Genomic DNA, 12,317 nt, shown 5'->3' on the forward strand with positions numbered 1-12,317 from the left:
ACCTGAACGCCGTTCACGTGAACGGTGTTCAGGAGGAGCCATGACCCCGTCGATCCCCGCGTCGCGCGCCGCGCTCGATGCGACCGACCTCGCCCGCGCCGCGGTGTTCGCGGCCCTCATCGCCGTGCTCGGGCTGCCCGGCTCGTTCCCGCTGTTCGGGGGTGTGCCGATCACAGCGCAGACCCTCGGCGTGATGCTCGCCGGCGCCGTTCTCGGGCCCGTCGTCGGCGCGGCCTCGGTGGGCACCTTCCTCGCTCTCGTCGCCGTGGGGCTTCCGCTCCTCGCGGGCGGCCGCGGCGGGCTCGCGGTCTTCGCCGGCCCGACGGCGGGCTACCTCGTCGGCTGGCTCGTCGGCGCCGTGGTGGTGGGGCTGATCGTCCACGCCGGCGGGCGGCGACCCGTGTGGTGGCGCACCGCGGCCGGGCTCCTCATCGGCGGGGTGCTCGTCGTGTATGCGTGCGGCATCCCGGTCCAGAGCCTCGTCCTGCGCCTGCCGCTCGAGCAGGCGGCGCTGGCGAACCTCGCTTTCGTCCCGGGCGACATCGTCAAGGTCGTCGTCGCGACGCTCGTGGTCGGAGCACTCGTGCGCGGCTACCCTCGCGCCTTCCGGCGCACGTGGGCGCCGCGTGCGAGCACCCGGGCCGGCGATGATGCGCCGACCCGGACCGCCGCCCCGGCATGACGGTCGGCATCCGTCTCGAGGCCGCGGCCGTCCGCCTCGGGGACGTGCAGGTGCTGGAACCCCTCACCCTCGGCCTCGACGCGCGCACGATCGCGGTGGTCGGCGACAACGGTTCGGGCAAGTCGACGCTCGCCCGACTCATCGGCGGACTCGTGCGGCCGACCTCGGGAGCCGTCCGGGTGCTCGGCTGCGACCCGGTCCGGGATGCGGCCGAGCTGCGGCGCCGCGTCGCGATCGTCTTCAGCAACCCGGACGCGCAGATCGTCATGCCCACGGTCGCCGAGGACGTCGCCTTCTCGCTTCGCGGCGATCGCGGCTCGCGCGCCGACCGCGTTGCACGGGTCGACCGGGCGCTCGATCGGTTCGACCTGACCGATCTCCGTGACCACCCCGCGCACGAGCTGTCGGGCGGGCAGAAGCAGTTGCTCGCCCTGTGCGGAGCCTTCGTCCGCGACCCCGAGCTCGTCGTCGCGGACGAGCCGACCGCGTTCCTCGACGGGCGGAACGCCGCCCGCATCGCCGGTCATCTTCTCGGCGACACCGGCCACCGACTGCTGCTCGTGACCCACGACCTCGATCTCGCGCGGCGGTGCGAGGTCGGCGTGCACGTCACCGCGGGACGCATCGTCGACGTGGGAAACGCGGCCGAGGTCGTCGATTCATACGCGAGGACCTGGCGATGACGTCTACCGAGGCGGGTGCGGCACGATGCTGACCCTCTATCGTCCGGATGCGCGGGGGTGGCACCGGCTCCCGGCGGGGCCGAAGACCCTGCTCCTCCTCGGCCTGGTGATGACGGTGTCGCTGCTCCCGGCTGCACCGGCGACTGCGGCCGGTGCGGCCGCCCTGTGCCTCGCCTGCTACGCCGTCCCCGGAACGGGCTGGCGCGAGCTGGTCCGACAGATCCGGGCGCTGCGGTGGCTCGTGATCATCGCGCTCGCCGGCCAGCTCATCTTCCTGGGGCTCGAGTCCGCCGTGGTCGGAACCGTGCGCATCCTGGCCGCGATCCTGCTCGCCGCCCTGCTGGCGCTGACGACGCCGGTTGCCGCGCTGCTCGACCTCTTCGAGCGTGCCCTCCGTCCCGCCCGGGCGATCGGCGCCGACCCCGAGCGCATCTCCCTCCTCCTCGTCGTCGCGCTCGGCTCCGTGCCGACGCTCGCGCGCCTGGCAGGCGAGGTGCGAGACGCGCACCGCGCGCGGGGCGCGGGAGGCGGCATCCGTTCCTCCGCGCTGGCGTTCATCGTCCTGGCACTGAAACACGCCGACGACCTCGGCGACGCTCTCACCGCGCGGGGCGTGCGCTGACTCGTGCCGAGTTCGCGCAACCGCGGCGCCTCATCTCACGTCGACGCGCTCGAACCGTTCTCGCGGCACGCGGTCGAGCCGCAGCGGGGCGGCGACCGGCGTGCCGCACCGGCTGCCCGCCGCACGGAATCGCTGGATCGCCCACCGCCGCACCCCGCGGTCGGCCAGCAGCTCGCCGAGATCGCCGAGCCGGGCGTCGTCGATGAGGTCGGGATGCACGGTCGTGCGGACCTCGACATCGAGCGGATGCGGCGAGGCGGCGCGCTCGCGCTGAGCGGCGACCACGAGGTCGAGCGAGCGCAGTGCGGCGCGTCCGCTCGGACCCCGGCCCGTCACGCCGGCGTAGTCGTCGGCCCCCGCTTTCATATCGAGGCCGATCCACGACAGGGCCGGCAGCACGGCTTCGAGCAGGTCCGGGTAGGCGCCGCCCGTATGCAGTCCGACGTCGAACCCGAGTTCGCGGGTCCGTGCGATCGCGTCGGGGAGGGCGCGTTGCATCGTCGGCTCACCGCCCGAGAAGACCACCCCGTCGAGCAGGCCGCGGCGCTCGCCGAGGAAGGCGGCGACGTCCGCCCACGGCATCACCCCGCTTGTCCGCGGATCGATCAGATCGGGGTTGTGGCAGTAGGTGCAGTCCCACGGGCACCCCTGCAGGAACACCGTCGCCACGAGGTGCCCCGGCCAATCGACCGTCGAGAACCGCGAGAGTCCCGCGATGCGCAGCCCGGAAGCGCTGCGACCCGCCACAGCGGACACGTCACACGACCGCCGCGGCGCGTTCGTACGAGAACGCCACACGCTCGGCGGCCTCGCCTCTCTTGCCGATGTTGAACGACGAGACCGGGCGGAAGTAGCCCATCACCCGCGTCCAGACCTCGCACTCGGCGAGGCACTGAGGGCACGTCGCGTGGTCGCCCGAGAGGTACCCGTGCTGGGGGCAGATCGAGAACGTGGGGGTGATCGTGATGTACGGGATGCGGAACCGCTCGAGCGAACGGCGGACGAGGGTCTTGCACGCCGCCGCCGTCGGTGCGGCCTCGCCCATGTAGAGGTGCAGGACGGTGCCGCCGGTGTACCTCTGCTGCAGTCCCTCCTGGAGCTCCATCGCGAGGAATGGGTCGTCGGTGAACGCGACCGGCAGCTGCGACGAGTTCGTGTAGTACGGGTTGGCGGTCGTGCCGGCGTGACGGATGCCCGCGAAGCGCGCGATATCGGCGCGGGCGAAGCGGTAGGTCGCCGACTCGGCCGGGGTGGCCTCGAGGTTGTAGAGGTGCCCGGTCTGCTCCTGGAACTCCACCATGCGTACGCGCACGTGATCGAGCAGGTCTGCGGCGAACCGCATCCCCTCCTCGGTCGTGATGTCATCCGTGTCGCCCGAGAAGTTGCGCACCGCCTCGTTCAGCCCGTTCACGCCGATCGTCGAGAAGTGGTTGTCCAGGGTGCCGAGGTAGCGCCGGCTGTAGGGGAACAGGCCCGCGTCGAGGTTGCGTCCGATGACGGTGCGCTTGGCCTCGAGGCTGTCGCGCGCGATCTCCAGCAGCCGGTCGAGCTGCGCGTACAGGCCCGCGCGGTCGCCGGCGTGCACGAATCCGAGCCGCGCGCAGTTGATCGTGACGACCCCGACCGACCCGGTCTGCTCGGCCGAGCCGAACAGCCCGTTGCCGCGCTTGAGGAGCTCCGTGAGGTCGAGCTGCAGGCGGCAGCACATCGAGCGGATCATTCCGGGGTCGAGGTCGGAGTTCACGAAGTTCTGGAAGTAGGGCAGGCCGTACTTCGCCGTCATCCGGAACAGCGCGTCGGCCTCGGGGGAGTCCCAGTCGAAGTCCTTCGTGATGTTGTAGGTCGGGATGGGGAAGGTGAACGCCCGGCCGTCGGCGTCGCCCTCGGTCATCACCGACAGGAACGCGCGGTTGATCATCGCCATCTCGGGCGCGAGATCGCCGTACGTGAAGTCGGCGAGGCGCCCGCCGACGAGCGGGCGCTGGTCGGCGAGGTCGTCGGGGCAGGTCCAGTCGAAGGTCAGGTTGGTGAACGGGGTCTGGGTGCCCCATCGCGAGGGGACGTTGAGGTTGAAGACGAGCTCCTGGATGCCCTGGCGCACGGCTCGCTCGTCGAGCCCGTCGAGCCGCACGAAGGGTGCGAGATAGGTGTCGAACGAGCTGAACGCCTGCGCTCCGGCCCACTCGTTCTGAAGGGTGCCGAGGAAGTTGACGATCTGGCCGAGGGCGCTCGAGAAGTGCTTCGGCGGGGCCGACGAGATCGCGCCCGGAACCCCGTTGAACCCCTGCTCGAGGAGCTGGCGCAGCGACCACCCGGCGCAGTAGCCGGCGAACACGTCGAGATCGTGGATGTGGATGTCGCCGTCGCGGTGCGCGGCCCCGGCCTCGGGCGCGTAGACCTCGTCGAGCCAGTAGTTGGCGATCAGCTTGCCAGACGCGTTGAGGATGAGCCCGCCGAGGCTGTAGCCCTGATTCGCGTTCGCGTTGACGCGCCAGTCGCGTCTCTCGAGGTACTCCTCCACGGTGCTTCGGACGGGGATGGTGCGCGTGGTCATGGAGGTCCCTTCGCGAGATGCCCCAGATGTGGGGGTCGGATCTCGATTCAGCCACTACATGCTGTGTCGGCCCCGCGTGGCGCGCCGGAACAAATCCGCGCACGGCTCGCACACGAACAGCGGAGAATGTCGCGGACTTCGGACGTATCGCGCGAATAGGTCCGAAGTACGCGGCATCCTCCGAGTTCCGCGACCCGCGGAGGCAGGGCTCAGCGGGCGAAGCGAAGGGTCACGATCTCGAACGGGCGGAGGGACAGCGCGGTATCGCCGGACAGAGCGGATGCCGCGACCTCGCGCTCGAGCAGATCGGTCTGGGTCACCGCGCGGGCGTCGAAGCCGGGGTGCACGACGGTGTCGACGCGGCGGCCGAGCGCCTCGTACAGCCGCACGACCACGTCGCCCGAGCCGTCCTCGGCGAGCTTGACCGCCTCGACGACGACCCCCGGATCAGCCACCGTCACGATCGGCTCGATCGCGGATGCGGTCCCCCTCACCACCCGTTCGGGCAGATTCAGCCGATAGCCCTCGACGACGGCATCCTCGACGTCCGCGCCGACGACCAGGCCGACGCGCAGTGCATACGCGCCCTGATCCTGCGTGGGATCGGGGAACAGCGCCGACCGGATGAGCGACAGTCGGACGACCGAGACCGTGCCGCCGCCGACCGAGCGCTCGGCTCGCGTGATGTCGTGACCGTACGTCGAGTCGTTCACGACCGCGACGCCGAAGCCGGGTTCGCCCACGCGCACCCACCGCTGCGCAACGGTCTCGAAGCGAGCAGCATCCCATGACGTGTTGGTGTGGGTCTTCCGCTCGATGTGGCCGAACTGCACCTCCGAGGTCGCGCTGTCGGTGTGCACGTCGACGGGGAACGCGAGCTTGAGCAGTTTCTGCGTCTCGTGCCAGTCGAGTTCGAACCCGAGCGACAGGGTGCGCGACCCGGCATCGAGTCCGATGCGCTCGACCACGCGCGACGAGCCGAACGACCGGGTGACGACGACCTCGTCGCCGTCGAGCTCGAGGCCGTCGATGTCGGTGAGGTCGGTGACGGTGTTCCGATAGTGCACGTCGACATCCCAGGCATCCCACTGCGTCGGGGTGTCGCGGTGCAGTTGCAGAAGAGCGGATGCCGCGCCCGGCGGCACACTCTCGCGACCACTCGCCACATCGACCGCCGAGACGATCAGGCCGCGATCGTCGATCACCACGCGCACGATGCCGTTGTCGAGCACCCAGCCCTCGGGCGAGCGTTCGGGGCGCACGCGGGATGCCGGGGCAACGGGTACGGCTCCGAGCGCCGGAACCCCGCCGCGCGCGTGCGGCGCGGCGTTGACCCTGAGCTCGGATGTGGCCTCGCCCGACTCGGGCGGTCCCGCGAGAGCGGTCAACGCGTCGCCGATGATCTCCTCGAGCTCGCGGGCGACCGCGGCGTAGTTGCGCTCGGCGTCCTGATAGACCCAGGCGATCGACGATCCCGGCAGGATGTCGTGGAACTGCTGCAGCAGCACCGTCTCCCACGCCCGCGCGAGCCTCTCGGCGGGATACGGCGCGCCGGTGCGCACAGCCGCGGTCGTCGCCCACAGCTCGGCCTCGCGCAGCAGGTGCTCGCTGCGGCGGTTGCCCTGCTTCGTGGCGAGCTGGCTCGTGTAGGTGCCGCGGTGGAACTCGAGATAGAGCTCGCCGACCCAGACCTCGGGCTCGGGGTACTCCGCTTCGGCGGTCTCGAAGAACCGCTGCGGTGTCGAGTGAACGACACGGGGTGAGCCCTCCAGCGAGGTCGTCCGCGCGATCGCCGCCGTCATCTCGCGCGTGGGGCCGCCCCCGCCGTCACCGAATCCATAGGGGAGCAGCGACACCGTGCCGCGCCCCTTGTCGGCGTAGTTGCGTTCGGCGTGCGCGAGCTCGGCTGCCGACACGATCGAGTTGTACGAGTCGACCGGCGGGAAGTGGGTGAACAGGCGGGTGCCGTCGATGCCTTCCCACCGGAAGGTGTGGTGCGGCATCCGGTTCGTCTCGTTCCACGAGATCTTCTGCGTGAGGAACCAGCGGGCGCCCGCGGCCTTCGCGATCTGCGGAAGAGCCCCGCTGTAACCGAACGAATCGGGAAGCCACACCTCGGGGGTGTCGATGCCGAACTCGCGCTCGAAGAAGCCTTTGCCCGCGATGAACTGCCGCGCCAGGGCCTCCGCGCCGGGCAGGTTCGTGTCGGATTCGACCCACATGCTGCCGACCGGCACGAACCGGCCCTCCGCCACACGCGCGCGGATGCGCTCGAACAGGTCGGGGTAGTACTCCTTCACCCATGCGTACTGCTGCGCCGACGACGCGGCGAAGACGAAGTCGGGGTCTTCGTCCATGAGCGAGAGGACGTTCGAGAACGTGCGAGCGACCTTCCGCACCGTCTCGCGCACCGGCCACAGCCACGCCGAGTCGATATGGGCGTGCCCGACGGCATGCAGGGTGTGTGCGCTCGCCGAGGCCGGCGCGGCCAGCACGGGAGCGAGGACGGCGCGGCCCGCGGCGGCGGTACCGGCGACGTCGTGCGGGTCGACGACGTCGATCATCCGCTCCAAGGCGAGAAGGAGGTCGGCACGGCGGGCCGACGCCGGGTCGAGCTGCGCCGCAAGTCCCCGAAGCGCCGAGGTGTCGTCCAGGAGAGCGGTGACCTCGAGGTCGCGCAGTCGCACATCGACCGTCCGCAGCACGTAGACGGGATCGTCCCCGGCGGTCGCCCGGTCGCCGACCGGTGTGGGCGCGAAGGTGAAGATGCTCCCGACGTCGGGGTTGGAGGCGCCCTCCACGAAGACGTCGATCTCACCGCCCGGCGACACCGCCTCGGTCACCGCGTTGTTGAACGGCGCGATGCCGCGCAGCGGCCGGCCGTCGACCGACCACACCATCGCCTCGCATTGGAAGCCCGCCTGTCCGGTCGTGAATCCGAGGTCGACGACGAGCTCGGGTCGCGTCCCGGCGATCGGCTCGCCCCCGTCGAACCACTCGTCCGGCGCCTCGCCCGTGACGCGGAACCAGGTCGTCCCCCACGGGCGTCCCCACGGTTCACCGACCGTGATCGGACGGTAGGCGCCGTCGCGGGCCTCGTCGAAGGCGACCGGCTCGGCCGGCGCCTCCCAGCAGCTGACCGCGAGCGGGCGGGAGTCGCGGTGGATCGCCGGGGCCAGACGTTCCCGGACGAATCGGTCGATGCGCAGCAGCGCGAGAGTGGAGCGGTCGTGCATGGAGGAGCCTTTCGAGGAGGAAGCGGGTCAGCCCTTGACGGAGCCGGCGAGGGCGAACGAGCCGCCCGAGAATCGCTGAACGAGGACGTACAGCACCACCATCGGTGCGGCGTAGAGCACCGAGTAGGCGGCGAGCTGTCCGTAGGCGATCGAGCCGTACTGACCGAAGAAGTTGAAGATCGACACCGCCGCCGGGAACTTCGACGACGTGAAGAGCAGCACGAAGGGGACGAAGAAGTTCCCCCAGGCGGTCGTGAAGACGAAGATGAACACGACGCCGATGCCTGAGCGCATGAGCGGGATGACGATGCGCGCGAGAGCCTGCATCGACCCGGCCCCGTCGACCCAGGCGGCCTCTTCGAGAGAGATCGGCACCGAGTCCATGAAGTTCTTCAGCATCCAGATCGCCATCGGCAGAGATGTCGCGGCCATGAAGACGATGACGCCCCACACCGAGTCGAGCAGCCCGAACGAGACGAACAGCGCGTAGACCGGCACCATCATCGCGGTGATCGGCAGCCCGGTGCCGAAGAGGATCGCGTACATGAACGTCTTCTGGAACCGCATCGCGTAGCGCGACAGCGGGTAGGCCGCGAGCACACCGACGACGACGGTGATGACGGCGGTGCCCAGCGAGACGAGGATCGAGTTCAGGAGAGGCTGGAACGTGAGCTCCCACGTCATCACCTGCGTGTAGTTCTCGAGGGTCCAGGTCTCGGGGACCTTCATCGTGACCTTCGCGTCGCCGTCGAAGGAAGCGAAGACGATCCACAGCAGCGGCACGAGGAAGAGCACGCCGATCGCCGCGAGGATGATCGACGACAGCACGGTCTGAGCCCGCTTCCGCGGTGCCGAGACCGAGGTGGCGATGGTGGCCATGTCAGTCGACCTCCGGCTTGAGGATGCGGATGTAGACGGCGGAGAAGACGGCGCCGATCAGGAGCGTCACGACGGCGATCGCGGTGCCGTATCCGACCTGGGCGAACTTGAACGCCTCCTGGAACGCCAGCACGGGGAGCGTCGACGACTGTGTTCCCGGACCGCCCCCGGTCATCACCCAGATGAGCGTGAACACGCCGAGCGTCTGCAACGTCGTCAGCAGCAGATTGGTCGAGATCGACCGCCGGATGACGGGGAGGGTGACGCGGATGAAGCGCTGCCAGGCGCCGGCGCCGTCGATCGTCGCGGCCTCGATCAGCTCGGGCGGCACCTCGGACAGCGCCGCGTTGTAGACCATCATCGAGAAGGCCGTGCCGCGCCAGATGTTCGCCAGGATCACCGCCAGCATCGGGAAGTAGTACAGCCAGCTCGTGCCCTCCAGCCCGAACCAGCCGAGGAAGGTGTTGAGGGTGCCGTCGGTCTGGAAGAAGGCGTAGAGGGCGAAGGCGGCGACGATCTCGGGCAGCACCCACGCCAGCACCACGAGTCCGCCGACGAGCGAACGCAGCGGCTTCACCGAGTTCCGGATGAGGACCGCGAGCAGCATCCCGAGGACGTTCTGGCCGATCACGGCGGACGCCAGCACGAACACCACGGTGAGCCCGAGCGAGAGCCAGAACTCTCCCGAGGCGAACAGGGCCGTGTAGTTGTCGAGTCCGATGAACTGCGGGTTCGCGGCGCGGGGCCCGGTCATGGCGCGGTCGGTCAGTGACCCGTAGAGCGCGTAGACGATCGGTCCGAGCATGAACGCCAGCAGCAGGAGCACCGCGGGCAGGAGCGGGAGAAGTCGTGCGGCGGCACGGCCGGCCGACCGGCCGGACCGGGAGGTGATCTCCCGGCCCGGGCGGTGCCGACCGCCGGTGGTGACGGTGGCGGTGGCGGTCATCGCTGGATCAGCCCGCCTGCGTGTTCTCCTCGCCGACGATGCCGACGAGAGCGGAGTCGTACGCGGCCTGTGCATCCTGCGGGGTCGCCTGACCGGTGAAGATCGACTCCGTCGCGCGCGGGATGTTCGCCGAGATCTGCGAGTAGTCGGGCGTCGCCGGCCGGAAGTGGGTGTACGGCACGAGCGATGAGAAGAACTCGAACGACGGGTTGTAGTCGAGGTACTCCTGGCTGGCGGCGACGTCCTTGCGCACGGCGATCTGTCCGGCCTCCTGGTGGTACATCAGCGCGTTCTCGAACGTCAGCGCCTGGGCGATGAAGTCGAAGGCAGCCTGCGGGTTCTTCGCGTTGGCGCCCATCGCGAGCGTCCAGCCGCCCGACATCGAGGTGAAGCCGTCACCGCCGCCGTCCTGCGTCGGCATCGCGGCGAAGCCCATCGTCTGCTCCCACTCCGGCCAGGCGTTCTCGCCCTCGATCCAGTTGCTCGGCAGCCACGAACCGTCGAGCGCGATGGCGATCCCGCCCTGGGGAAGGAGTTCCGTGCTGACTTTGGTTCCCCAGCCGGCGTCGAGAGCCAGCGCGGGGTCGGGGCCGAGCTTCTCCTCCGCGACCGTCTGATAGAACTCGAGTGCGTCGAGGAACCCCGCCGAGCCGGTGACCCACTTGTTCGTGTCGGTGTCGAGGAGCTCATCCTCGGTGCCGTAGAGCAGCATCTCGAAGCCCTGCATCGACGTCGCCTCGCCCAGGGCCTGCGACGCGTAGATGTTGAACGGGATGACGTCGGGGTTGCTCTCCTTGATGGTGCGCGCAGCCTCGAGCACGTCGTCCCAGCTCTCCGGCGCCCAGTCCTCGGGAAGCCCCGCCGCCGCGAACAGCTGCTTGTTGAAGTAGAGGCCCCGGGTGTCGGTGCCGAGCGAGACGCCGTACGTCTTGCCGTCGTCGCCGAGCCCGGCCTGCTTGGCGCCGTCGTCGTACTGCTCCCACTGGTCCCAGTCGGCGAGATAGTCGTCGATCGGCTGCAGGTATCCGGCGGCGGCATCCGATCGGATCTGGAAGGTGTCCTCGTAGATCACATCGGGCGCCGTCCCCGCCGACCCGTTCATGAGGGCGAGCTTGGTGAAGTACTGGTCCTGCTCCGCCTCGATCGGCACGAGCTCGACCGTCATCCCCTCGTGCGCGGCCTCGTACTCCTCCTTCGTCTTCTTCATGAGCTCGTCCATCGCGGTGAACGACGTCGTCTTCTGATAGGCGACGCGGATCGTGTCGGACGACGCTTCGTCTCCGCCCCCGCCGCCGCTGCCGCAGCTCGTGAGAGCGAGCGAGAACGCTGCGATGCCGACGACGGCCACGGTCGTGATGGGTCTCTTCATGGTCGAAGCTCCTTTGCTTTGACGAGGGGCGCTGGTGCGTGCGCACGTCTTTTATAAAACAAATGGAATAAAAGAACAAGGCTTCGCCTCGGCGTTTCCCGGTGGGTTCAGTCCGGGGCGCCCGCAATCATGAGGTCGGTCGGGCGGGCGGTCATCGCGGCATCGAGCACGAGGCACGCGGCGCCCACGGCGGCGGCATCCGTGGCCAGTCCGCTTTCGAGCACGCGGATGCCGCGCACCGTGGCGGTCTCGGTGCTCGCCGCCACGGCGTCGGAGAGGGCGGGCCCGGCCGTCGTCGAGAGGAGCTTCCACAGCGGCCCCCCGACCACGACGACATCCGCGTCGAGGAGGTTGTTGATCTGCACGACGGCGCGGGCGAGGCTCGACCCGGCTCGCCGCACCGCCGACGCGGCGCGCTCGTCGCCGGCGCGCGCCCGGGCGGCGAGCTCGCGGAGGCGTTCCCGGAGCGCGGGTGCGGCCACGGGCTCACTGCCGTCGATCACGCCCCCGTCGACGAGCAGCCGTTCGGGGGCGATGGCGGCGCCGAGGCATCCGCGCTGACCGCATCCGCATGCCGGCCCGCCCGGTTCGACGACGAGGTGGGCGACGTCACCGGCGTTTCCCGTACGGCCCCGGATCGGTGCGCCGTCGACGGCGAGGCCCGCGCCGACGCCCGCTCCGTAGTACACGAAGATGGAGTCCTGCAGCTCTTGCGCGGCATCCCGCCAGAGCTCGCCGACCATCGCCGCGACGACATCCTTCTCGACCGTGGTCGGCAGTCCCGTCGCCTCGCGCAGCAACGGCCCGAGGGCGAGGTCGTGCCAGACCGGCGGCAGGAGCGGCGGCTCGAACAGGACCCCCGCGTCCGCGTCGAGGGGGCCAGGAGCGGCGACGCCGATGCCGAGCACGGATGCCCGGGAACGGCCGCCCTCCGCGAGCAGCGACTCGACGGTGCCGACGAGGTCGTCGAGGATCTGCTCGCGGGTCGCGGCGGGTCGCGGGGCGCGCTCGGTCTGAGCGACGACCTCGCCCAGAAGGTCGACCACGACGACCGTCTCGACGGCCGGATCGAGATGGATGCCGACGGCGCACCGGGCCGTCGGGTCGAGCTGGAGCGGGGTCCGGGGCTTGCCGGGCCCGGTGACGATCGGGGTCCCCTCGCGCACCCAGCCCTCGGCGACGAGACGGCGGGCGACATTGCTGAGCGTCTGGGCGGACAGCCCCGTGCGGGCGGCGAGCTCGATGCGGCTGATGCCGTCGGGGGAGCGCCGGATCAGGTCGAGCACGAGCGTCTGGTTGTACGTGCCGACGGCCGGCAGGTTCGAGCCGCGTCTCATGGTTCCTCC

General features: G+C 70.1%; 10 protein-coding genes. 3 read left to right on the top strand and 7 right to left on the bottom strand.

Annotation, left to right across the window (positions count from 1 at the left end; translation table 11 throughout):
- Window positions 1-40: 40 nt before the first annotated feature.
- Genes ABIC53_RS00385 through ABIC53_RS00395 form a run of 3 tightly spaced genes read left to right on the top strand, consistent with a single transcriptional unit; the run spans window position 41 to window position 1,987 of the window.
- Window positions 41-682, top strand: coding sequence for a biotin transporter BioY (locus tag ABIC53_RS00385; protein ID WP_274179007.1), 642 nt, complete (start codon window positions 41-43; stop codon window positions 680-682).
- Complete coding sequence (locus ABIC53_RS00390; protein ID WP_274179006.1) at window positions 679-1,365, top strand: energy-coupling factor ABC transporter ATP-binding protein; 687 nt, start codon at window positions 679-681, stop codon at window positions 1,363-1,365. Before ABIC53_RS00385 ends, ABIC53_RS00390 begins: the two co-directional genes overlap by 4 nt.
- 25 nt (window positions 1,366-1,390) lie before the next feature.
- Window positions 1,391-1,987, top strand: a complete 597-nt coding sequence (locus tag ABIC53_RS00395) for a CbiQ family ECF transporter T component (RefSeq protein WP_274179005.1) — start codon at window positions 1,391-1,393, stop codon at window positions 1,985-1,987.
- A gap of 30 nt (window positions 1,988-2,017) precedes the next feature.
- On the opposite strand, the gene ABIC53_RS00400 is transcribed toward ABIC53_RS00395, so the two are convergent.
- The 7 genes from ABIC53_RS00400 to ABIC53_RS00430 all read right to left on the bottom strand — a co-directional run bounded on the left by ABIC53_RS00400 (window position 2,018) and on the right by ABIC53_RS00430 (window position 12,308).
- Entirely contained in the window at window positions 2,018-2,734 is a 717-nt protein-coding gene (locus tag ABIC53_RS00400) for an anaerobic ribonucleoside-triphosphate reductase activating protein (RefSeq protein ID WP_274179004.1), read from the bottom strand.
- A 10-nt stretch (window positions 2,735-2,744) separates the two neighbouring features.
- Window positions 2,745-4,541, bottom strand: coding sequence for a ribonucleoside triphosphate reductase (locus tag ABIC53_RS00405; protein ID WP_323986495.1), 1,797 nt, complete (start codon window positions 4,539-4,541; stop codon window positions 2,745-2,747).
- A gap of 209 nt (window positions 4,542-4,750) precedes the next feature.
- A complete protein-coding gene (locus tag ABIC53_RS00410) occupies window positions 4,751-7,777 on the bottom strand; it encodes an alpha-mannosidase (RefSeq protein ID WP_354449946.1) in 3,027 nt (1,008 codons plus the stop codon).
- Window positions 7,778-7,804: 27 nt separating this feature from the next.
- Window positions 7,805-8,656: a carbohydrate ABC transporter permease gene (locus tag ABIC53_RS00415; RefSeq protein ID WP_112617507.1), complete on the bottom strand. Its 852-nt coding sequence runs from the start codon at window positions 8,654-8,656 to the stop codon at window positions 7,805-7,807.
- 1 nt (window position 8,657) lies between these two features.
- A complete protein-coding gene (locus ABIC53_RS00420; RefSeq protein WP_112617506.1) occupies window positions 8,658-9,602 on the bottom strand; it encodes a carbohydrate ABC transporter permease in 945 nt (314 codons plus the stop codon).
- A 7-nt stretch (window positions 9,603-9,609) separates the two neighbouring features.
- A complete protein-coding gene (locus ABIC53_RS00425) occupies window positions 9,610-10,971 on the bottom strand; it encodes an extracellular solute-binding protein (RefSeq protein WP_274179001.1) in 1,362 nt (453 codons plus the stop codon).
- 107 nt (window positions 10,972-11,078) lie between these two features.
- The gene (locus ABIC53_RS00430) at window positions 11,079-12,308 is read right to left on the bottom strand and encodes an ROK family transcriptional regulator (protein ID WP_274179000.1); all 1,230 of its coding nucleotides are present in this window, start codon (window positions 12,306-12,308) and stop codon (window positions 11,079-11,081) included.
- Window positions 12,309-12,317: the final 9 nt, after the last annotated feature.

The organism is Microbacterium sp. 1262 (genome assembly GCF_040544895.1).
Taxonomy (GTDB): Bacteria; Actinomycetota; Actinomycetes; order Actinomycetales; family Microbacteriaceae; genus Microbacterium; species Microbacterium plantarum.